This is a genomic window from Bacteroides cutis (genome assembly GCF_900241005.1).
In the GTDB taxonomy this organism is placed as follows: domain Bacteria; phylum Bacteroidota; class Bacteroidia; order Bacteroidales; family Bacteroidaceae; genus Bacteroides; species Bacteroides cutis.
The window spans coordinates 535,026-557,396 of the sequence record NZ_OEST01000003.1; the positions used below are offsets into that span (position 1 = coordinate 535,026).

The following is a 22,371-nucleotide window of genomic DNA, read 5'->3' on the forward strand; positions in this document are numbered from 1 at the left end:
TTTCGTTGTAAATGATTGATATATAACAATATATGTATCTAAAAATATTCTCCCCGGTTTCCATTTCTTTATCAGTTTTTTTTCTCTCTTTTTATTGAAATATCCTGACGTTTTTTAAATGAACGATTAAAAAACGTTTTTCCGTTCCAACTCGTTTGTTTACAGTAATTTACCCATGTGGTAATGTACAGTTACAGAAACTCAGTTGGCAAGAGGGGCTCAATACTTGCCGTATTTTACATAAAGTGCCCGCAAGTGATTGAAATTCAAGCTTATGCAAGTGTTTCAAAGCCCCAGGAGAATACCCTTTTCTGAAATAATCCGTATTGGTCATTATAATGGACGCAGATAAAGAGACCGCACTATGGTATGCCATGCGTGCCACCTACCGCCGTGAGTTGGACGCCGTTCGCCTGCTCGAGAAGGAACATTTGGGATGTTTTGTTCCTATGCAATATAAGGTATGTATCAAGAAAGGTAAGAAAATCCGTGTACTAGTGCCCGTCATCCACAATCTTCTTTTTGTGCATGCTCGCCCTTCCGATTTGAAGCGTGTCAAGTCCCAGGTAGCATACCTGCAATATATCACCGACACCCGCAGTGGTCAGAAAATTATCGTTCCCGATGTCCAGATGCAACGTTTTATTGCAGTGGCCGGCACTTACAATGATCATTTATTATACTTTCAGCCTGAAGAGTTGAATTTATCCAAAGGGACACGGGTTCGTATCACTGGGGGAGATTTTGCGGGACAGGAAGGAATTTATGTGAAAGTGCGTGGCGCTCGTGATCGTCGTGTGGTCATTGCAATACAAGGTGTCATTGCCGTTGCCATGGCCACTGTCCATCCCGACCTGATAGAAGTCGTGTCATGACATGCATTCTACTGCGGGTCAGGTCATCCAACAAGCCGGAATTAATAAATAAACATCAATCATAAACAATATGTCTCTTTCTGAAGAAACACTTACGCTTCAGCGTGCCGCGCACGATCTGATGTATTTGGGTATGGACGGCAGTCCCGTCTACAGCGATGACCTTTCCCGTCGTAACGGTGAGGTTTATCGCCTGACCACCTCTTTGTACAATTCCGTATTCCAAGGTTCCACTGTCGAGGAACAGGCTAATGTCTGTCTCGCCCTTCTGATGGGCTACAACGCTTCCTTCATCGACCATGGTGAAAAGCAGGGACATGTCCAGGCAGTCCTGAACCGTTGTTGGGACCTTCTTGAGGCTCTTCCCGCTTCACTCTTGAAACTCCGTCTTCTCACCGCCTGTTATGGTGAGGTCTATGATGAGCCCTTGGCCGATGAAGCCCGTAAAATCATTGCCGGTTGGGATGGGAAATCACTCACTCCCGAACAGCAGGAAGCTGTTGAGGAATTTCAGAATGTGGTGGATAATCCTTATCCGTGGGAATATGTTGACGAATAGGAAAATGCAATTTAGCAACAATATGAAAAAAGTAGCATTAATTACTGGTATTACTGGTCAAGATGGTTCATTTTTGGCTGAATTCTTAATCGAAAAAGGTTATGAAGTTCATGGTATTCTTCGCCGTTCCTCATCTTTCAATACAGGTCGTATCGAACATCTTTATTTGGATGAATGGGTACGTGACATGAAAAAAGACCGTTTGATAAATCTTCATTATGGAGATATGACAGACAGTAGTTCACTCATCCGAATTATTCAGTTAGTTCAACCTGATGAAATTTATAATTTGGCAGCACAGAGTCATGTGAAAGTTTCGTTTGATGTTCCCGAATATACGGCAGAATCGGATGCCGTGGGTACGCTCCGCATGTTGGAAGCTGTTCGTATTCTCGATTTGGAGAAGAAGACAAAGCTTTATCAAGCTTCTACTTCTGAATTGTTTGGAAAGGTTCAGGAAGTGCCTCAGAAAGAAACAACTCCTTTTTATCCTCGTAGTCCCTATGGTGTAGCCAAACAATATGGTTTTTGGATAACTAAGAATTATCGTGAAAGTTATAATATGTTCGCAGTAAATGGAATATTATTCAATCATGAAAGTGAACGAAGAGGTGAAAATTTTGTAACTAGAAAAATTACTATTGCTGTGGCTCGTATAGTTCAAGGTATGCAAGATAAGTTATATTTGGGTAATTTGGATGCTCGTCGTGATTGGGGATATGCCAAAGATTATGTAGAATGTATGTGGATGATGCTTCAGTATAATGTTCCGGAAGATTTTGTAATAGCGACAGGTGAAATGCATACTGTACGTGAGTTTACTACATTGGCTTTTAAAGAAGTTGGTGTAGACATTATATGGAAAGGTGAAGGTGTGAATGAAAAAGGACTTGATGCGAAATCTGGTAAGGTTATAGTAGAGGTTGATCCTAAATACTTCCGACCTTGTGAAGTAGAACAGCTATTGGGCGATCCGACGAAAGCAAGGACTTTGTTAGGTTGGAATCCCACAAAGACTTGTTTCCAAGATTTGGTGCGAATTATGGTAAAATATGACATGGAGTTTGTGAAGCAATTATATCTTCATTCAAAAGAATGATAATTCGAATTTTTTAAATTCTCAGATGAAGTAATAACTCCCTTTTACTCTTTAATTTCATACACTGAGTTATTTAGTATAAACCGTCACAAAGGAGGACTTATGTCAGGAGATGTGTATGAGATAGGTGTAAATATGCTTTAAGAATAAATTATTTTATTATTATGCTTAATAACAAATCCGTCTTGATTACAGGGGGAACAGGTTCCTTCGGTAAGAAGTTTGTGGAAACCATTCTGTGTGATTATCCGCAAGTAAAGAAAATCATTATTTATTCTCGTGATGAACTAAAACAGTTCGAACTAAAGCAGAAGTATCCGGAGAATAAGTATCCTCAGATGAGATATTTCATTGGTGATGTACGTGATCTCGAACGCCTGACCCGTGCTTGTGAAGGAGTAGATGTAATTATCCATGCCGCTGCTATCAAGCAGGTAGATACAGCTGAGTATAATCCTGAAGAATGCATCAAAACCAATGTACATGGTGCGCAAAATGTTATCAAAGCTGCTTTGACAACAGGTGTTCATCATGTGGTGGCGTTATCTACGGACAAGGCTTGTGCTCCTATCAATCTTTATGGAGCAACGAAGTTGACATCTGATAAGTTGTTTACGGCAGCTAATAATATCAGTGGTTCCAAAGATATAAAGTTTTCTGTGGTGCGTTATGGTAATGTTATGGGTTCTCGCGGTTCCGTAATCCCTTTCTTTATCAATAAGCGTGACAATGGTGCAAAAGAAATTCCCATTACTGATATGCGTATGACCCGCTTCAATATCTCATTGGAAGCCGGTGTTGCTTTGGTCATGTATGCTATAGGTCATCATTTGGGCGGTGAAATTTTCATTCCTAAAATTCCTTCCTATCATATCAAAGATGTGGCAACTGCTATTGCTCCGAATTTGCCGCAAGTGGAAGTGGGTATTCGCCCGGGAGAGAAACTTCACGAGGAGATGATTACTGTAACCGATGCTCTTGATACTATTGATTTGGGTAGATATTATGTGATTCTTCCCTCCGTATCTGATAAGCATAATCGGGAAGAATATATTCAACACCATCATGCTATGCTTGTACCTGAAGGTTTTCATTATAGTTCTGATAATAACACTGAATGGGAAACCGTTGAGTCCATGCGTGAAAATATACGTAAATATGTAGATCCGAATTTCGAAGTAAAATGAAAGTTGTGGCTATTATTCAAGCACGTTGTGGCTCAACCCGTTTCCCTAATAAAGTGTTTGCAGATTTATGTGGCAAACCGTTTATTTGGCATGTGGTTAATCGCCTGAAACATGCTCGTTCACTTGATCATATTGTGTTGGCAACGACTGATAGTCCATTAGACGATAAACTATACTATTGGGCTAAGGAAAATAGAGTGGATGTTTATCGAGGAAGTGAGAACGATGTTCTGAACCGTTATTATGAAGCTGCTATTTATTCAAAGGCAGACGTAATTGTCAGAATAACAGCTGATGATCCCTTTAAAGAACCAGATTTGATTGATGAAGCGGTAAATACGTTGCAGGAAGGAGGATATGATTTTGTTTGCAACAACTGTCCTCCCTCTTATCCAGAAGGGTTGGATATAGAAGTGCTTACTAAGATAACTTTGGAAAAAGAGGAGAAACTTTCTACAAGTGACTTTGAAAGGGAGCATGTGACCCAGTATATTTATCATCATCCGAAAGACTTTAAAATGTTAAATCTTTCTAATGTAGGGGGGGATTTGTCCTGTTTGCGCTGGACAGTTGATACAGAAAAAGATTTCCAGATGGTAACTCGTATATATTCATCTTTGTACAAGAATGATACAGAGATATTTCACATGAACGATATTCTTCAGTTGCTTAAAGAACATCCCGAAATAGAAAAAATGAATTCTGGTGTGGCTCGAAGTGAAATGTATAAATCAGTATAATTATGGAAAGAATCAGTCAATTGGAACGTGATTATGTAAATCAGGTTTTAGATAACGCTTTTGCAACTTCTTTAAATTCTGTATTCAATAATAAGTTGGAAGCTGCTTTTGCTAGAAAGTTTAATCAGGCTTATGCAATTGGACATTGTAACGGTACTGCCACCTTACATACAGCAGTAGCTGCTTTAGGTATCAAGTCTGGTGACGAAGTGATTGTACCAGCTTTGACCATGACTAGTACTTCTTTTGGAGTATTGCATAACGGATCAATACCAGTGTTTGCAGACAGTGATTTGGATACGTTTGAGATTTCTGCCGAAAGTATAGAAAAAGTAATCACTTCCAAAACTAAGGCTGTTATGACAGTCTCTCTTTTTGGTTTGGCTCCAGACTATGATAAGATTCTGGATATTTGTAAACGTTATAATTTGTATCTTATTGAAGATAATGCGGAATGTTATTTAGGGAAGTATAAGGGTAAATATGTAGGTGAATTTGGTGACTTTTCCAGTTTTAGTTTTCAGGCAAGCAAACATTTGACAGCCGGTGAGGGTGGTATGCTTCTTTGCAACAAAGAGGAATTGGCAGACAACGCCCGTCGCTTTAATTGTTTGGGTTATGCTGGTGTAAGTGCTAGACAAGGGAAGATTACGAGGAATAATATTCAAGATCCTCAGTATAGTCGGCATATTTCATTGGGATTCAATTATCGTATGTCAGAGTTACAGGCAGCTTGTGCACTGGGGCAGTTGGAACGTGTGGATGAATTGGTCGATAATCGTATTAAAGTGGCCAGGATATATGATGAAGCTATTAAAAACCAAAAGCTGTTGAAAAGGCAGGCGGAGCCGGAAGGGTGTGTTAACTCATACTGGTCATATAGTATGGTATTGGATACCGATTGTCCGGAAAAGGATTGGTATGTCTTTCGTGACCTATTTCAGGCAAACGGAGGTGATGGCTACTATGCTGCTTGGAAACTCTCGTATAATGAACCTTTGTTTCAGAACCAGATACAGCATATGCCTGGAGTTTGGCAGAAGTACGAGGCTGACCTATGTCCGAATGCAGAATATCTACAGAAACGTATGGTGCAGTTGAAAACTAACTATTGGAATTTGGATGAAGCTAAAAAACAAGCGGAAATTCTTCATAAAACTATTGAGCAATTTACAAGATAAAAACTATGGGATTTTTTAATAAAGAGATAAAGATTGGAAATAAGATTATAGGTGATACTTATCCCACTTATTTCATCGCAGAAATAGGAGCGAATTTTGACGGCAGTATTGAAAAAGCTAAACGATTGATTGATGCGGCTAAAGAAGCAGGGGCTGATTGTGCAAAGTTTCAAACTTTTTCCACTCCTCGTATTGTGTCTGAGGGCGGTTTTTCCCACATGAAGTTGAAAGGTGTACACGGCTCCTGGGGGCGTACTGTCAGTGAAGTGTTTAAGGATGCGGAGTTTCCTGTAGCATGGCATAAGGAAATAGCAGATTATTGTAAGGCTGTGGGCATCGATTTTTCCACCTCTCCTTACTTTAAGGAGGCAGTTGATTTGTGCGTTGATTTGGATGTACCTTTTATTAAGATTGGTTCAGGTGATATCACTTGGCTCGAAATGCTGGATTATATTGCCCGTAAAGGAAAACCTGTGATGTTAGCTACGGGTGATGCTACCATGTCTGAAATAGATGAAGCTGTTCGTACGATTGAGGCTACAGGGAATAAGGATTTGGTACTAATGCAATGCATAACCAATTATCCGTCCAAAATCGAAAGTGCCAATGTCAATGTTTTGAAAACCTATCAGTCTGCCTTTAATGTTTTGACAGGATATTCGGATCATGCACCTGGACATGTGGTCGCTTTGGCGTCTGTAGTTATCGGCGGTCGTGTCATTGAAAAGCATTTTACTTTAAACAAGACTGATAAGGGACCAGATCATCCACATTCGATGGAACCTCAGGAGTTTAGATTTATGGTTGATTCTATTCGTGAGGTAGAATGCGCTATGGGGAGTACCCGTAAAGAGGTAGTTGCTGAGGAAGGAGAGACGGTATATGTCCAACGTCGTTGTTTGTATGCAAAACAGGATATTAAAAGGGGACATATAATGACCTCTGAAGATATAGATGTACTTCGTCCCGCTTTAGGTATACCCCCAAAATTTAAACCGATGATTATTGGTAAAGAATGTAAAGAGGACATAGCAAAAGATCAACCATTGTTTTGGAATAATTTCTGATGATGACCGAACGTGAAAGATTTATAGCAGTCGTTGATAATGATATTTTGAGATTCTCCGATGCAATTATTTTATTGGAAGGAGACGGTTTAAATCGTTATCGGAAAGCTGTAGAACTTTATAATCAGAATATTGCCACCAAAATAGTGTTTAGTGGTAATATTACTGATTATGAATACGGGAGTTTCCCTTTCTCGGATGTGTTGCCTTATATATTGAAGGAAGGTGTTCCTGTGGATGTAGTTATACATGAAGACAAATCATTGAATACAAGAGAACAGGCTGTTGAAGTGGTGCGAATGGCGATAACAAATAAGTGGAAACGTTTGGTTCTGGTTGCTAGTCATGAGCATCAGTATCGTGCTTATCTGACTTTTTTGCGTGAGGTGTTGGATAAAAAGAACGGTATTATCCTTTACAATGCCCCTGTAAGAAATTTGGGATGGTTCAAAAAAACTGAGTGGGGTGTACGGTTTGAACGTTTAGAACAAGAATTTGTCCGTATTGAAAAATATTCTCATTTAGGTCATTTGGCGACGTATACGGAAGCAATAGATTATCAAAAATGGAAAGAACTACAATAGAGCAGGCACAAGAGCTGTTTGGCTCAAATTTCATTGGTTGGGATGAATTAAAGCCTCTTTTTGAAAGGATGGGACTTCCGTCATCCTCCATTCAAATTCCGGATGTACATTACTCATTGGATGATTTGAAAAATTGTTCGAAACACTATATTCTAATATTGGGTATTCCTGAATTAGGTGATAAAAAACTTTCCATTGCTAATTTTCGTAGATGTTTTGGGATGAATCCTGATGTCTCAGAGCCCTGTTTTTATAATCAGGACTGGTATATGAATGAAAAGTTTATTCATGATACTTTGGATCTGCGTTGGTATTTATTGAAAAAAGACGCTATCGAGAGTTCCCGTGCAGTTCAGCCTTCAGAGTTGTTGAAAGAACATATAAACTTTCCAGGGGTAATCTTGTGTGTCTATACCTTTTTTGCTTATTACTATGCCCGCAAGGAACTGTTGTGGCATCATGATTTTATTTGGTGCCATGATACAGATCATAATGGTGACCGTATTTATGTAGGAAAATATCATGATGTGGACGGGGTGAATAAAAATGGTTTTAGTATTCATAGGCATTTGGCATTAAGGAGCTGTTATGCAGCAATAGAACAAATTTAATAATAAACTTATATAGAATTTGGTTAATATTCATCATATGGCTATCGCTTCTTACTTGTTGGTGTCTTATCTTTCTGCTTGTAATTATAATATATTATGAATATTAGTGAGTATTTATTATCTGATTCTTTAATATGCGAACTTGATTATTATTTATGAGAGATTTTGTGTCTTTTGATATTTTTGATACTTGTTTATGCCGTTCTTGTGGATCTCCTCAGAATGTTTTTACCTTACTCGCATATAAAGCATTGGGGAGTAATTCTTCTATATCTGAAATTTCAGACTTCAGATATATAAGAATACAAGGTGAGATTGAAGCACGTAAATGTTCAAGAAAGGATGATATCACTATTCAAGAAATATATGAAAAATGTGATTTTTCTGTTTTTCCTAATTTGTTGAAAGATGATTTAATACAATTGGAAATGGAGATAGAAGAATCTGTTTTATTTCCAATAAAAAAGGCACAAAATATTATTTCTCAAGCAAGACAAGAAGGAAGTAGGATTCTTTTCATCTCAGATATGTATTTACCTTCCTCATTTTTGAAGAGAGTATTGTATAAATACAATATATTTAAAGAAGGAGATACATTATTTGTATCAGGAGAGATTGGTAAAAGCAAGGCAAAAGCATCACTTTTCAAATATATAGCAGATAAAGAGAATATCTCATTTAAGCATTGGGAACATTTTGGTGATAATTTCTTTTCAGATGTTTTAATGCCTATCAAATTGGGCATCAAAAGTCATTGGCGTAAAGTTGGTTATACGAAAATACAGTCCTTCTATCGTAAAAATGACATAGGGCTGAATGATGATACATTAAGTTGTAATGCTGCAATCTCACATGCAATTCAGGTTGAAGAAAAAGACAGTATTTATGTTCAATTTGCCGCAGATTTGATAGCGCCGCTTTATGTCCCATTCGTATATCATGTGTTACAAGATGCTAGTAAAAGGGGTATAAGAAAGTTGTACTTTTTGTCTAGAGATGGTTATATATTGTATCAAATTGCCAAGATATTTTATCGTCATTTTCCGAATATAGAACTTAAGTATTTACATGTTTCTAGGAAATCTTTGTATTATCCTGGTTTAGACCAACTGAATAGTGAATCCTTAATGTTATTGTTTGCAGGAAAAAGTAAAAATGGAATTCTTGAGGAACTAGATAATCTTCATATTGATAATAAGGAATTAATATGTAAAATACAGACAGCCGAACAGGTTGTTCCTTTACTTCAGCAGTATGGATACACATTACATTATATAAATGAAGAAATTGCTAAACAGAAGGAGCTGTGTCTGAATTATTTTATTCAGGAAGGACTTGCAGACAAAACGGTAAAATCTGCTATTGTAGATTTGAGAGGTACAAGAAAATGCCAATGTATGATTAATAACATTCTTAATACATCGGGCTATCCTAGCTGCTTTGCTTATTATATGGAAGTGACATATAATAGAATAATACCGAAAGGCAATATTGACTATGATGCTTTGATTTATGGAGATCATCTTTTGGATAAATCTAATTATAAGTATTATTCTTACACATTGTATCTATTGGAACATTACTTTTCATTGACAGGGTTTTCGAGGGTTTCTTCATATTGTAAAGTTTCAGAGGAGAAATATGCTGTAAATTATGATAATGATAAGGTTGAGCCTGCATCTACTTTTATTAGTAATGTTAATATAAGAATATGTCAAAAATATGCAGAAAGATTTATTACTAATATAGCTTTGATTAATAGTGGTAGTTTGTTTCAATATGCAACAAAAAGCCTTGTAAATTTCGTACAGTCCCCTGACAGACATTATTTAAAGGCTTTGATTGGTATTGATACATCCGAGTCTCAATTAACCCCTAAGATACTTATTGATAGATTATCGTTAAAGCATATACGACAAAGAGATTTGTCCTGGTTTGATGGAGCTGTGATGTTGACTTTTGGTAAAATTCCATTTATCATATTTAAATTTATATTTAGAAGATGCATTCCGTTACTTCGCAATTTATTGTAAGCAGAACGACCATATTCTTAAGCTATTTAACACAGTTTTTTCAGTATGGTACTGGGGTGTTGATACTGCCGATTATCTTGAATAAATTGGCTACAGAAACGATAGGTATATGGTATACATTTTTATCAATCTTTTCTTTAGTTTCTTTGTTGGATTTTGGATTTTCTTCATCTTTTCAGCGTTTTGCCTCCTATGTCTTTTCTGGTGCAAATGAACTTTTGAAGGAAGGTTTCTCCAAGACTAATAATAATGAAATTGATGGTAATATATTGTACTCTTTAATATATACCAGTAAATCTATATATAAACGACTTTCAATTGTTATTTTTATAATAATGATAGTTATAGGAAGTCTTTATTTCAGATTTGCAGTTTCAAAAGAACTGTTAACTTTTAAATTTGCGATAACTTGGTTATTGTATGCGACTACAACGGCTTTTTATTTTTATTATAGCTGGATTCTTTCTTTTGTTCGCGGTAGGGGGCAAATGCATGAATTTAATTATATAGTAATTATCAGTAAATCATGTTATATTGTAGTATTATTTGTCTTGATAATATTTGATTTTGCTTTGATGTCCTTGGTAGTAGCAAACCTTGTCAATATTTTGGTGATGATTTTGATGGGTTATCATTATTTTTATGACGATTATGTGAAATCTATTTTGCAAACTGTTGATAAGAAACCAGTTAACTATTTTAATATTATATGGAAGAATGCTCGTAATAGTGGAATAGTTTCTATAGGAGTTTTTTTATTGTCTCAGGCTGGGGTTTTTTTATCAAATTTCTTTCTTCCATTATCAGAAGTGGCTCAATTGGGTATAACATTACAAATTTTTGGGGTTATTGTAATACTATCTAGAGTATATCTCACTACAAATATTCCTAAGATTAGTTCAATGTGGATTAATTATGATATTAGAGGGATAAAGAAATTATTTATCAAATCACAACTAGTTGGATATTTTATTTATATACCGAGTTGTCTCTTGTTATTAATTGTGGGTGATTTTATACTTACTTACATTATACATTCAAGTGTACTGTTGCCTTCTTTGAGCGTCTTGTTGTTATATATGTTGTTTTATTTCATGGAAATTACTCATGGTAATTGTTGTACTTTAATAAGTACATCCAATAGAATACCTTTTACTAAAGCATCAATATTTGCTGGTATTATCTCTGTAATATTAACTATTAGTTTTGCTTTAGCAGGTTTAGGAATAATCTCTTTTCCACTTGCTCTCTGTTGTGGATCTTTACCTTATAATTCATGGAAATGGCCTTATATAGTATATAAGATACTAAAAACAAATGGTCTGTCGAAAGTTTATCATTAGTTTCCAATTTTGGCGTATTACCTTTACTGGAGAACTGATTTTCGTAACTATTTTATAAAAATGACTATAATCTGGTATAAAGTAGAAATTTTTCTAGTAAGAGGTTCAATAGAACCTTTTTGTAAAAGTGATAAAGTTTGTGGTAATAAGTAGTAATAAATATAAAACTAGCTTATATATTGACCTCATTTATAGGAAAATTGCCTTAAGACTGTTTTTCCTAGGCAAGAGGTCAAATTAGATGTTAACGACTCTTATAATATAATGATATATTTTCCTTTCATATTTTTTGGAATATTGTTTATTAAAAACTATATCAAAAGAGGTTTAGATGTATACTCTTTTTTAATATTATTATATGTAGTGTCGTCTTTATTTTCCATCTTTGTAGATAGCTTAAACTTGTATAGATATTTTGATATATTTAAATATCCATTAGGGTTATTTGCTCCATTTGTTTATTGTTTTCTTTTAGCAATTTGTTTTTATCCATTTAAAAAATTTAATAGTAATAAAATAAAAGAATTTAAGTCAATTAATGAAAAATGGTATAATTTAATAGTTTGGATTTTTTTTGGAATATTTATTTTGATGCTGGTCGTTTCTTATAACAGATTATCTGAAATAATAACTACACAGACATTATCTGCAATAAGGGATGATTTTTATCATGGGAATGCTGAATCAATTTGGAGTAACTATACAGGTTGGTTTAGATATTTTATTGCTATTATGTCGTTGTTGGCCAAAAGTAGTTTTATACTAATTTTATTCTTTTTTTTTAATGTTGCTATATTACATAAATCTTTGGGATTTAATATAATAACTCTTTTGGGGTCTTCAATACCTCTAATACAATCTTTATATATAGCAGATCGTAGTAGTTTTATACAATGGCTTTTGATTTTCTGCTTAAGTTTTGTTATCTTTAGAAGACATATGTCAATAAAAGTATATAGACAATTTGTATTATATGGATGTATTATTTTTACTTTATTGATCATATATTTAGCTGCAGTTTCAATATCTAGATTTGGAGAAGAAGCAGGAAGTAGTGTATATGACGCTTTGGTATATTATGCAGGATCAAGTTATATTCAATTTTGTAATTTTTTCAATGTATTAGATTCAGATGCTCCATTTTCTCTTTCTCCTTTATTCCCTTTTACCTATTGGATTTTAGGGATGCCTGGCTATTTTGAACAATGTGAAGTTGTTGAGTCCTATTATAGGCATGGGGTTTCTAATTTTTCTACATTCTTAGGAATGATTTTATCAATGAGTGGTAAATTAGTTATGTTCTTTTTTGTTTTTGTTTATTATAACATATCGAACATATTACTAAAAAGGAAGAATCTAAATTCTATTTCTTTTAGGCAATTAACGCTTTTTTTTATTGTAGTTTTAATTCCGACTAATGGGTTATTTGGATATTATTACATGTCATATTCTTCTGTATTCGATATTATTATTTGGCTTATGATTTCATCTTTTGTTACAAAAAAGTAAAAATAGTTGTCTGTATTCACATTCTTAATATTTCTATAAATACTTAGTTATTATGGGAAAAATTAAAGTTTTAATGATTGCACCTTTGCCCAAAGAAGTTGGAGGATCTTATACAACAGGAGTCTGTAAAGTTGCGTATGAAATGATGCAACACATGACTAAAGATATTATTTTATATATAAGTTCCACAAATATATCAAATAAAAAAGCGAAGAAGTTGTCTTCTTTTTTGAATCAATATAATGGTTTTAAGTGGCTCTTTTTTGATATTATTGTAGATATTATATTTCATCCATTTAAAGTATATAAGGAATTTAAGGTGTATATAAATGAATGTCATGTATCTCCTTTACGATATGAATTTTTTAAAGTAAATATTAGGCGACATATAACCAATATTAAGCCTGATATAATTCATGTTCATACAACAGAAGTTCCGGCAGTTTTTTTTGCAAATAATACACATATCCCGATAATTAATACCATGCATGGTATATTTTATAGGCCTAATTCGAAAGATGAAAAATATGGTGATTTTCTAAGGACATCTGTAAGGCAATGTGATTATTTTACAGGGCTTTCGCAAGAATGTGAATATTATATGAAGAAGTTGTTACATATTCCCAATAATAGAATTGCTATAATACCTAATGGAACTAATACAAATCTGTATCATTATGATTCTAAACAAAGAGCTATGATGCGTAAACGATTGGATGTAAAAGAGAGTACTGTTGTATTTATAACTGTTGCGAGTTTACAAAAAAGAAAGGGACAGTTGGATTTCATTAAGATTTTGGAGAATATAGATTTTGATTATCAATATTGGCTATTGGGAGAAGGTCCTGATAGGGTATTAATTGAGACTTACATTAAGAATCATGGTTTATCGTCGAAAGTGAAATGTTTTGGTAGTATCAATAGTGATGAATTATTCAAATTTTATTCTGCTGCGGATATTTATGCTCATCTAAGTTCAATGGAAGGACAAGCATTAAGTGAAATGGAAGCTTATTCTACGGGAATAAGAACTATTGTAAATAAAAAAATTAAAAACACTGTGTCGACAAATGTTAATAATATTGATGTGTATTATATTTTGGATATAGATCATCTTGATTCAGAGGATTTGATCAAATGGATACAAAGAGGAAATCCTGATCGTAAGTCACGTAAAGATGTAGATTGGAAATTTGTAACAGATAAATATGCTGCTTTTTATAATAAGGTGTTAAATAATAAATAAAGATAAAATATGATTTATGTAAATAATGATCAAAGATTTAGAAAGGTAAACTTACAATTTAATTATCTTTCATTCGGAATAGATATTTTAGGCTTGTGGAAAAGAGTTAGTTATTTTTTTAAGGATCATTCGTTATATACTGTGATTAAGAAAAATAATGAATTAGTCAAAAAAGAGAATGGGGGTAAGAGAATGTATATTTGCGCTTTGGGGCCTTCTTTAAAGAATGTAGATTTGACAAGTATTGATGGTGATTCGTTGGTTGTAAATAATTTTTATAAACTTGCTGATGAATATCCATCGTTTATTCCTACCTATTATCTTTGGATTGATGATGATGTTGAAAAAACTACTAAAGAACAGGAAAATGTTATGTCTGCAATGGATATATATCAGAAGAAAGGTACAATATTTATTTTCAATTCCAAGGTTAATCATGCTGAATTCTTAAAGAAATATGATATGAAAAGAATTTATTTCATGTCTACTTTTAGAGGTGAATTCCATCCGAATAAGGATTATGATCTTTCGAAAATAATGCCTGTTTCAGGAAATGTTGTATCTTTTGCTATATTGATATCAATATTAGCTGGATATAAAGAGATATATCTTTTAGGTTGTGATTTTAATTCGTTTACCACTCAAAAACCTCTTCATTGTTATAATGATAGTGATGAAGAAAAAACTTTAAGTCTTTCACAAGATCTCTTATGTTATGCACACGCGGCTTATTATCATGAAAAGCTGCAAATCCTCGCTAATAGAAAAGGCGCGATAATCTATAATGCTACCAAAGGAAGTTTGATAGATGCTTACTTAAGAGTTGAGCTTCCTTGGGCCTAAATTGATTATTTATGATTGCTTACTTGATTGGTTTTTTAAAAAATATTTTTAATCCTGCTGTTTCATTATTGGTTCAGATTGATAATGTATCGGAAATAGATAAACGAGCACAAATTTACAGTTTTACAAAAATTTTTCGTTCTAAGATTGGAAAATATTCTTATGTTGGAAGAAACGCGAGAATTATATGTGCTGAAATCGGTAATTTTTGCTCAATATCTGGTGAACAAACTGCCATCGGAATGGGAACTCACACCCTTAGCTTTTTATCAACTTCTTCTTTGTTTACAGAGAAGTATAATGGTACGAAGCATAGTTGGATTAGTGAAAATGTTATTAGTAATCCATATAAGAAGATTATAATAGGTAATGACGTTTGGATTGGTAGTCGAGTAATGGTAATGGGGGGGGTGATTATAGGTGATGGAGCAATAGTTGCCGCAGGTGCTGTTGTTACTAAAGATGTTCCTCCTTATGCAATAGTGGGAGGTGTTCCAGCAAGAGTTATAAAATATCGGTTTGACGAAAGAACAATAGAAATATTGCTTGCATCTAAGTGGTGGAATCGTTCGGATGAACAACTTAAAGATGTAATAGAGTTATTTCAAAAACCTATTTCAGATGATATTTTGGAAAGGATATAAATTTAATGCTGTCTAATAATAATTATAGAACTTCTTATTTCTCGTATAAGCATCGGATTTTAAGGATGTTGTGGAAAGTGGTAAATTTGACTCTAATAAAACTGATACCATGTAGAATTGGGTAGAGATGGATACACTTTTAGTTAAGGTTATTTAGTGCTAAAGTAGATAAAACTACTAAAATATATTCGGGTGCGAATATATATATTATCCCGTTAATCTCATAGTGGAGAAATATGCATGTATTGTACATAGAGTGGATTGTTACAATGTAGCCATAATAACAATGAAGGCTTATACTACAATTTCACAGGGTACGATACTTTGTACGGCAAGCCGCTATATTTCAGATTATTAGTTACAGCTCCTATTACAATCGGCGGATACGCTTGGGGTGCTGCTGAGGTTTTTGTAAATATGGAATGACAATTGGTGATTATGTTGTGGTTGGTATACGTTCGCTAGTATTGAAAGATGTTAGATCATGGACGGTAGTGGCGCGGTATCCTGCAAAATTCCTTAAGAAACGTGTATTAGAGGAAAAATAAAATGAATAGAAAAAAAATATTAATGGTTGCTGGAGTATTTTATCCAGAACCTATTGTTTCAGCAAATTTATTGACACAACTGGCAACAGAATTAGCTAAAAGGTATGATGTGATGGTAATGCGTCCAAAGCCAACACGTCCCAAAGGGTTTAAGATGCCGATTTATAACTATAGTCAATTCCCTTTTAAGGTGGTTGAAATAGATTCATATATTTGTGCAGAGTCTTCTTTGTTTGGAAGATATAAGGAGACGATTAGTATGGGAAAGATTTGTGCAGACTATATAGATAAGCATCATTATGAAATTGATTTTGTATTTAATGACGCTTGGCATCTATGGGGGGTAAATATGGTGGCGAAAGTTGCTTGTCGTTATGGAATTCCATACATCACTCCTGTTCAGGACATATATCCTGAATCTTTAGCTTCAAAGTTACCAAAGATAAAGTTGTTACAGTGGTTAGTTATGAAACTGTTGGGACCAATAGACCGTTATACATTGGTTCATGCTGCAAAAATTCACACTATTTCTGATAAGATGGTAGAGCAACTGAGTGTAACACGCTGTCTACCGAAAAAGAAGTTTGTAGTAGTCAGAAATTGGCAAAACGAGGATGAGTTTATTGCATTTACAGAGGCGAAAGCAACATTAAATGAAGATTTAAATTGTTGTGCTCCTTTTACTTTTATGTATTTAGGTAATGTGGGACCTTTGGCAGGTATTGAGGTGTTATTTGATGCACTAAAGATTGCGCAATTGTCTAATGCACGTCTGGTGGTAGCTGGTTCTGGTTCTGCAAAGGAGGCGTTAATAGATAAGGCTAAGCGATATACTAATTGTAACATTGAGTTTTGGGATGTGCCGGCTGGTATGGTACCTAGTATTCAAGATAAGGCAGATGTTTTGTGTTTACCAGTGAAGAAGGGATTTGCGATATCATCCATTCCAAGTAAGTTACCTGCCTATATGTTCTCTGCCAAGCCTATATTGGCTAGTGTGGACAAGGAGAGTGATACTGCCGAGTGTGTGATTAATGCGAAGGCAGGATGGGTCGCTCTGCCCGAAGATGCTAATGATGTGGCTCGTTGTATGAAGATGGCTTATATTCTTTCAGAAAAACAATTACAAGAGATGGGTAAACGAGGTTTTAAATATTCAATGCAGTATTTTTCTAGAAAAGTAAATCTTCCTATTTTAGTGAATACCTGTGTGGAAGTGATAGAGGAATATAATAAACGAAATAATAATTTATGCAAGCAATAATTTTAGCTGCTGGAATGGGGCGTAGACTTGGTGAATATACCAAAGATAACACGAAGTGTATGCTTTCCATAAATGGTGTAAAACTGATTGATAGATTCTTGATGAAACTCTCTAAGATGAACTTAACAAGGGTAATTATTGTGGTTGGTTACAGAGGGCAAAATGTGATTAACTATATTGGTGAGCGCTATAATGATAAAATAAAAATTGAATTCATCAATAATCCTGTGTATGATAAAACTAATAATATCTATTCGTTGTCACTTGCTAAGGAACAAATGGTGGAAGATGACACATTGTTGATTGAGTCCGATCTTATCGTAGATGACAAAATGTTTGATTTGTTGGTAGAGGATTCATATCCAAATCTAGCATTGGTAGCTAAGTATGAGGCTTGGATGGATGGTACGATGGTACGAATAGATCAAGATAACAATATTGTGAACTTCATTCCTAAGCAAGCGTTTCGCTATGGAGATATTGCTTCCTATTACAAAACAGTTAACATATATAAGTTCTCAAAGGAATTCTGTCGACAAAGGTACATACCTTTTCTCGATGCATACGTAAAAGCCCTTGGAAATAATGAGTATTACGAACAGGTGCTTCGTGTAATTACCCTTATCAATAATATTGATGAACTAAAAGCAAAACCTATTGGAAATTTGCCTTGGTATGAGATTGACGATATACAGGATAAGGATATTGCGGAAACCATTTTTGCAAATGAAAGTGAAAAGCTTGGTAAGTACATGAAACGTTATGGTGGTTACTGGCGTTTTGAAAATATGCTTGATTTTTGTTATCTAGTCAATCCTTTTTTTCCACCATCTAGAATGCGTGACGAATTACAGGCTAACTTTGATCGTTTACTAACTGGATACCCCTCTGGTATGTTTGTTAATTGTCTGTTGGCAAGTAAATGTTTTAATATTAGGCAGGATTATGTTGTTGTTGGTAATGGAGCTGCAGAACTAATTAAGAGTCTGATGGAACGTGAAGATGGTAAAATCGGTATAATTTATCCAACTTTTGAAGAATATCCACATCGTAAGAAAACAGAAGATATTGTTCAGTATGTTCCGATGAGTTGGGATTACAGTTATACTGTACAAGATCTTATTGAGTTTTATGGTGATAAGGCTATTAAACAATTGCTCGTGATCAACCCCGATAATCCATCTGGTAACTTTATTCCATTTGTGGATGTATTAAGACTTGTAGAATGGTGCCAAACACAGAACATAATGCTTATCCTTGATGAAAGTTTTGTAGATTTTAGTGAAGATTGGGAGAATAGTAGTTTGTTACATAATAGTATTCTTGCTAAATATAGTAATCTTGTTGTTGTGAAAAGTATTTCAAAAAGTTATGGTGTACCTGGATTACGTCTTGGTATACTTGCTTCAAGCAATGTGAAACTTATCAATTGTATAAAAAAAGATGTTTCTATTTGGAATATCAATTCGTTTGCAGAGTTTTATATGCAAATTTTTAATAAATATGAAAAGGACTATAAGAAGGCTTGTAATAAATTTATCATTGAACGTACACGTTTTGTGGAACGTTTGAGGGGGGTAACTTATTTACGTGTGATACCAAGTCAGGCTAATTTTCTAATGTGTGAGGTGGATATAAAAAAATTTACTTCTCGCGAGTTAACCCAAATACTCTTAAATCGCTTCAATATTCTTATAAAGGATTGTAGTACAAAGAAGGCCTTAAAAGGTAAAAATATGATTCGTATCGCTGTACGTGATGCTAAAGATAATGATGCATTGGTAAATGCATTTAAATCTCTATAATTATGGAACGGAAAATGCGGAAGATAAGAGCCAGACTAGATTATTGGTTAAAACATAATTATATCGTTAATAGAATATTTAATATTGTCGCCAGTTTTATTTTACGTATTTGTGGTAAGTTTATTTCTATTGATAATGATATGGTGTTATTTAGTGGGCATACTCGTAAATATAATGATAGTCCTCGGGCAATTTATGAATATATGATTAATCATTCTGAACTTAAACATCTGAAAATGGTATGGGTTCTGGAGGATCCGGAACATACAAAATTACGCGGTAATCCTATTAGGGTAAAATCAGATACATGGGCCTATTTTAAGATGGCGTTGAAGGCTAAATATTGGATTGCTTGTGTGAACATTGAGCGTAGTTTACACTTCAAAAAGAAGGAACAGTTGTATATGAATACTTGGCATGGTGTGTCGTTTAACTGTATAGGTAATGATGCAGGGGGACGTAAGGATTATGACTGGAGTAATGTGGACTTTTGTTGTTATGAGAGCAATTATCATCGCTCAATTTTGAAACAGGCACTAGGGGTTAGAGATGAAGCATTTATTCCTACAGGTTTACCTCGTAACGACACCTTGTATACGACAACTAAAGCTGAAATTATTGAACTGAAAAAGAAGATGGGGTTATCTCTTGATAAGAAGATTGTTATGTATGCTCCTACTTGGCGTGATAGTACAGATATGGGTACTACATATGAAATTAAGCCTCCTATCAATGTAGAATATTGGGAGAAAGAACTAAAAGAAAATTATATATTACTGTTACGCACTCATGCCTATACCAATAAATTACTTGGTATTGAATTTAACGATTTCATTTTGGATTTCAGTAGTTATCCTGACATTAATGATATATATAAGGTGAGTGATATTTTGATTTCTGACTATTCAGCTTGTATCGGTGACTTCTCTATTCTTGAACGTCCCATTATATGTTTTGCCTATGATCTTGAGATATATCGTAAGAAGCGTGGTCTCTACTTTGATCCGGGCAGAGATATGCCTAATGGTGTACAAAAGGATGAACATGATGTAGTTGAACTCATTAAAAATATGAACTATGAAGAGCAGAGTAAGAAAACAAGAGATATGGTAAAGAATGTATTTACTAATATCGGTGGACATGCAACAGAGGCTTGTGTGCATTATATGTTTGGTAAATAAGTTATGGAAAAATTATTATTTACAGGAGCTTCTGGCTTCTTGGGAAAGAATGTGAAGCCTTTTTTAGAAAAAATATATGAGGTTACAACGGTAGGACTGACAGATATTGATGATATTAAAATAAATTTAGCTAAAGAAATACCAATATTAAACTCAACATATGATGTTGTATTACATGCTGCTGGTAAAGCGCATGTGATACCTAAGAAGGAGACTGATAAAAAGTTATTTTATGATGTAAATTTGCAAGGTACTAAAAATCTCTGCACTTCCTTAGAGAAAGCTAATACTATTCCAAGGGCATTGATATTTATCTCAACTGTAGCTGTATATGGTTGTGATTTTGGTGAAAATATTACAGAAAACCATCCTGTTAATGGTTATACACCTTATGCTATAAGTAAACTTATGGCTGAAGAATATCTTCAAGATTGGTGTGGAAAGAATAATGTAATATTAAGTATTATTCGTCCTTCCCTCATAGCAGGACCAAATGCTCCTGGTAATCTTGGTGCTATGGTGGATGGTATTAAAACAGGTAAATATCTGAGTATTGCCGGTGGTAAAGCTAAAAAAAGTGTGTTAATGGTGCAGGATATTGCAAATTTGATTCCACTACTTGTGGAAAAAGGAGGTATATATAATGTTTGTGATAGTAATCAGCCTTCATTCAGACAGCTTGAATGGATCATTTGTCGTCAACTTGGTAAAAAAAGATTGCCTGTTTCTATTCCTTTTGGGATTGCTAGACTAATGGCTTTAGTAGGTGATTGCTTTGGGAAATGGGCTCCTTTCAATTCTTTAAAACTGAAGAAAATAACGACATCTCTTACTTTTAGTAATGAGAAAGCACGTAAGGAACTTAATTGGGAACCATTGGACGTATTGGAGAATTATAAGATATAAGAATTTACTAATTATGAACATTTGTATTACCTATTTAATAATCTTAGTTCTGCTCTTCGGGGTGGAACTTTTTTATTTTAAGATTGCCGATAAGTGTAACATCATTGACAAGCCGAATCTCAGAAGTTCGCATACGAGTATCACCCTCCGTGGCGGGGGTATCATCTTCTTGGCAAGTGTATGGATTTGGGCTGCTTTCTTTGGAGTGGTTTATCCTTGGTTTTTGACAGGTTTGACAGGCATTACGGGTATCAGTTTCGTAGATGATATCCATAGTGTGTCGAACCGGATCAGGCTGGTGGTACAGTTTGTCGCCATGTTGTTGATGTTCCAGGATTTTGGCATTCTGAACCCTGAGAGTTGGTGGATGATTGTGGTTGCGTTGATTTTGTGTGTGGGTATCATCAATGCGTACAACTTTATGGATGGCATCAATGGTATCACAGGAGGATATAGTTTGGCGGTACTTTTTCCATTGATCTACTTGAACTCAAAGTTGTGTTTTGTGGAGAACAGCTTTTTGATAGTGGTATTGCTGGGTGTACTGGTTTTTAATTTCTTTAATTTCCGTAAGAAAGCGAAGTGCTTTGCCGGTGATGTGGGCAGTGTTGGTATCGCATTCATTATCCTGTTTGCTTTGGGCAAGTTGATTTTGCTGACGAGGGACTTTACTTATATCCTGCTGTTGGCTGTGTATGGAGTGGATAGTGTGCTGACAATTATCCATCGTATTTTATTGCATGAAAATATCGGTGAGGCTCATCGTAAGCATGTCTACCAGTTGATGGCAAATGAGTTGAAGATACCGCATGTGGTGGTTTCTATCATATATATGTGTTTACAGTCGGTGGTTTCGTTCGGGTTGCTTTTATTGCCGATGAATCATTGGATTTATTTTATGATGGTATTGCCGGTATTGTGTGTTGTGTATGTATGGTTTAAGAGGAAATATTACTATTTGCATGAGGAGTATCTTAAATGTTTAAAGTAGTAATCTGATAATTTGCAGTTTATCAGTCTATTATAAATCATTTTCAGAAAACAGCCTTCTTTGGGCTGTTTTCTTTGTTTATGCCCTTCTATCTTCTCACCTTTGCATCGTTGATCAACGAAACGAGAATTGAAAAAGTAGTTTAATTAAAAATG

The 22,371-nt window shown here is 34.5% G+C and carries 20 protein-coding genes; all 20 read left to right on the top strand.

Annotation, left to right across the window (positions count from 1 at the left end):
- Positions 1–338: 338 nt before the first annotated feature.
- The 20 genes from C1A09_RS09580 (at position 339) to C1A09_RS09675 (ending at position 22,216) form a co-directional block, all read left to right on the top strand.
- On the top strand, positions 339–875 hold the full coding sequence (locus C1A09_RS09580; protein WP_101543382.1) for a UpxY family transcription antiterminator: 537 nt from the start codon (positions 339–341) through the stop codon (positions 873–875).
- Positions 876–945: 70 nt separating this feature from the next.
- Positions 946–1,434, top strand: coding sequence for a UpxZ family transcription anti-terminator antagonist (locus C1A09_RS09585; protein WP_101543384.1), 489 nt, complete (start codon positions 946–948; stop codon positions 1,432–1,434).
- Between the two features lie 22 nt (positions 1,435–1,456).
- On the top strand, positions 1,457–2,533 hold the full coding sequence (gene gmd / locus C1A09_RS09590) for a GDP-mannose 4,6-dehydratase (protein WP_101543484.1): 1,077 nt from the start codon (positions 1,457–1,459) through the stop codon (positions 2,531–2,533).
- 164 nt (positions 2,534–2,697) lie between these two features.
- Positions 2,698–3,720 (top strand): UDP-N-acetylglucosamine 4,6-dehydratase (inverting), encoded by a 1,023-nt coding sequence (gene pseB / locus C1A09_RS09595; protein ID WP_101543386.1) that lies wholly within the window; start codon positions 2,698–2,700, stop codon positions 3,718–3,720.
- Complete coding sequence (locus C1A09_RS09600) at positions 3,717–4,460, top strand: cytidylyltransferase domain-containing protein (protein WP_101543388.1); 744 nt, start codon at positions 3,717–3,719, stop codon at positions 4,458–4,460. Before pseB ends, C1A09_RS09600 begins: the two co-directional genes overlap by 4 nt.
- Positions 4,461–4,462: 2 nt before the next feature.
- On the top strand, positions 4,463–5,641 hold the full coding sequence (locus tag C1A09_RS09605; RefSeq protein ID WP_101543390.1) for a DegT/DnrJ/EryC1/StrS family aminotransferase: 1,179 nt from the start codon (positions 4,463–4,465) through the stop codon (positions 5,639–5,641).
- Between the two features lie 5 nt (positions 5,642–5,646).
- The gene (locus tag C1A09_RS09610; protein ID WP_101543392.1) at positions 5,647–6,708 is read left to right on the top strand and encodes an N-acetylneuraminate synthase family protein; all 1,062 of its coding nucleotides are present in this window, start codon (positions 5,647–5,649) and stop codon (positions 6,706–6,708) included.
- Positions 6,708–7,292, top strand: a complete 585-nt coding sequence (locus C1A09_RS09615; protein WP_101543394.1) for a YdcF family protein — start codon at positions 6,708–6,710, stop codon at positions 7,290–7,292. The genes C1A09_RS09610 and C1A09_RS09615 overlap by 1 nt, the downstream gene beginning before the upstream one ends.
- Positions 7,274–7,903 (top strand): hypothetical protein, encoded by a 630-nt coding sequence (locus C1A09_RS09620; protein WP_101543396.1) that lies wholly within the window; start codon positions 7,274–7,276, stop codon positions 7,901–7,903. The genes C1A09_RS09615 and C1A09_RS09620 overlap by 19 nt, the downstream gene beginning before the upstream one ends.
- Before the next feature lie 155 nt (positions 7,904–8,058).
- Entirely contained in the window at positions 8,059–9,936 is a 1,878-nt protein-coding gene (locus C1A09_RS09625) for a hypothetical protein (protein WP_101543398.1), read from the top strand.
- Positions 9,906–11,279 carry an O-unit flippase-like protein gene (gene wzx, locus C1A09_RS09630; protein ID WP_101543399.1) on the top strand — a complete coding sequence of 458 codons (1,374 nt, stop codon included), beginning with the start codon at positions 9,906–9,908 and terminating at the stop codon, positions 11,277–11,279. The genes C1A09_RS09625 and wzx overlap by 31 nt, the downstream gene beginning before the upstream one ends.
- Before the next feature lie 264 nt (positions 11,280–11,543).
- Positions 11,544–12,788, top strand: coding sequence for an O-antigen polymerase (locus C1A09_RS09635; RefSeq protein WP_145998981.1), 1,245 nt, complete (start codon positions 11,544–11,546; stop codon positions 12,786–12,788).
- A 52-nt stretch (positions 12,789–12,840) separates the two neighbouring features.
- Positions 12,841–14,034, top strand: coding sequence for a glycosyltransferase family 4 protein (locus tag C1A09_RS09640; RefSeq protein WP_101543403.1), 1,194 nt, complete (start codon positions 12,841–12,843; stop codon positions 14,032–14,034).
- Between the two features lie 9 nt (positions 14,035–14,043).
- A complete protein-coding gene (locus tag C1A09_RS09645) occupies positions 14,044–14,877 on the top strand; it encodes a motility associated factor glycosyltransferase family protein (protein WP_101543405.1) in 834 nt (277 codons plus the stop codon).
- An 11-nt stretch (positions 14,878–14,888) separates the two neighbouring features.
- Entirely contained in the window at positions 14,889–15,521 is a 633-nt protein-coding gene (locus tag C1A09_RS16640; protein WP_101543407.1) for a CatB-related O-acetyltransferase, read from the top strand.
- 549 nt (positions 15,522–16,070) lie between these two features.
- A complete protein-coding gene (locus tag C1A09_RS09655) occupies positions 16,071–17,333 on the top strand; it encodes a glycosyltransferase family 4 protein (RefSeq protein ID WP_101543409.1) in 1,263 nt (420 codons plus the stop codon).
- Complete coding sequence (locus C1A09_RS09660; RefSeq protein ID WP_101543411.1) at positions 17,321–19,138, top strand: aminotransferase class I/II-fold pyridoxal phosphate-dependent enzyme; 1,818 nt, start codon at positions 17,321–17,323, stop codon at positions 19,136–19,138. Before C1A09_RS09655 ends, C1A09_RS09660 begins: the two co-directional genes overlap by 13 nt.
- Before the next feature lie 2 nt (positions 19,139–19,140).
- Complete coding sequence (locus C1A09_RS09665) at positions 19,141–20,319, top strand: CDP-glycerol glycerophosphotransferase family protein (protein WP_101543414.1); 1,179 nt, start codon at positions 19,141–19,143, stop codon at positions 20,317–20,319.
- Between the two features lie 3 nt (positions 20,320–20,322).
- Positions 20,323–21,225: an NAD-dependent epimerase/dehydratase family protein gene (locus C1A09_RS09670; RefSeq protein ID WP_101543417.1), complete on the top strand. Its 903-nt coding sequence runs from the start codon at positions 20,323–20,325 to the stop codon at positions 21,223–21,225.
- A gap of 13 nt (positions 21,226–21,238) precedes the next feature.
- Positions 21,239–22,216 carry an MraY family glycosyltransferase gene (locus C1A09_RS09675; protein WP_101543420.1) on the top strand — a complete coding sequence of 326 codons (978 nt, stop codon included), beginning with the start codon at positions 21,239–21,241 and terminating at the stop codon, positions 22,214–22,216.
- Positions 22,217–22,371 lie beyond the last annotated feature (155 nt).

Excerpts from the sequence above, each read along its gene's own strand:
- C1A09_RS09580 (WP_101543382.1), top strand. The coding sequence starts at position 339 with ATGGACGCAGATAAAGAGACCGCACTATGGTATGCCATGCGTGCCACC.
- C1A09_RS09585 (WP_101543384.1), top strand. The coding sequence starts at position 946 with ATGTCTCTTTCTGAAGAAACACTTACGCTTCAGCGTGCCGCGCACGAT.
- gmd (WP_101543484.1), top strand. The coding sequence starts at position 1,457 with ATGAAAAAAGTAGCATTAATTACTGGTATTACTGGTCAAGATGGTTCA.
- pseB (WP_101543386.1), top strand. The coding sequence starts at position 2,698 with ATGCTTAATAACAAATCCGTCTTGATTACAGGGGGAACAGGTTCCTTC.
- C1A09_RS09600 (WP_101543388.1), top strand. The coding sequence starts at position 3,717 with ATGAAAGTTGTGGCTATTATTCAAGCACGTTGTGGCTCAACCCGTTTC.
- C1A09_RS09605 (WP_101543390.1), top strand. The coding sequence starts at position 4,463 with ATGGAAAGAATCAGTCAATTGGAACGTGATTATGTAAATCAGGTTTTA.
- C1A09_RS09610 (WP_101543392.1), top strand. The coding sequence starts at position 5,647 with ATGGGATTTTTTAATAAAGAGATAAAGATTGGAAATAAGATTATAGGT.
- C1A09_RS09615 (WP_101543394.1), top strand. The coding sequence starts at position 6,708 with ATGATGACCGAACGTGAAAGATTTATAGCAGTCGTTGATAATGATATT.
- C1A09_RS09620 (WP_101543396.1), top strand. The coding sequence starts at position 7,274 with ATGGAAAGAACTACAATAGAGCAGGCACAAGAGCTGTTTGGCTCAAAT.
- C1A09_RS09625 (WP_101543398.1), top strand. The coding sequence starts at position 8,059 with ATGAGAGATTTTGTGTCTTTTGATATTTTTGATACTTGTTTATGCCGT.
- wzx (WP_101543399.1), top strand. The coding sequence starts at position 9,906 with ATGCATTCCGTTACTTCGCAATTTATTGTAAGCAGAACGACCATATTC.
- C1A09_RS09635 (WP_145998981.1), top strand. The coding sequence starts at position 11,544 with ATGATATATTTTCCTTTCATATTTTTTGGAATATTGTTTATTAAAAAC.
- C1A09_RS09640 (WP_101543403.1), top strand. The coding sequence starts at position 12,841 with ATGGGAAAAATTAAAGTTTTAATGATTGCACCTTTGCCCAAAGAAGTT.
- C1A09_RS09645 (WP_101543405.1), top strand. The coding sequence starts at position 14,044 with ATGATTTATGTAAATAATGATCAAAGATTTAGAAAGGTAAACTTACAA.
- C1A09_RS16640 (WP_101543407.1), top strand. The coding sequence starts at position 14,889 with ATGATTGCTTACTTGATTGGTTTTTTAAAAAATATTTTTAATCCTGCT.
- C1A09_RS09655 (WP_101543409.1), top strand. The coding sequence starts at position 16,071 with ATGAATAGAAAAAAAATATTAATGGTTGCTGGAGTATTTTATCCAGAA.
- C1A09_RS09660 (WP_101543411.1), top strand. The coding sequence starts at position 17,321 with ATGCAAGCAATAATTTTAGCTGCTGGAATGGGGCGTAGACTTGGTGAA.
- C1A09_RS09665 (WP_101543414.1), top strand. The coding sequence starts at position 19,141 with ATGGAACGGAAAATGCGGAAGATAAGAGCCAGACTAGATTATTGGTTA.
- C1A09_RS09670 (WP_101543417.1), top strand. The coding sequence starts at position 20,323 with ATGGAAAAATTATTATTTACAGGAGCTTCTGGCTTCTTGGGAAAGAAT.
- C1A09_RS09675 (WP_101543420.1), top strand. The coding sequence starts at position 21,239 with ATGAACATTTGTATTACCTATTTAATAATCTTAGTTCTGCTCTTCGGG.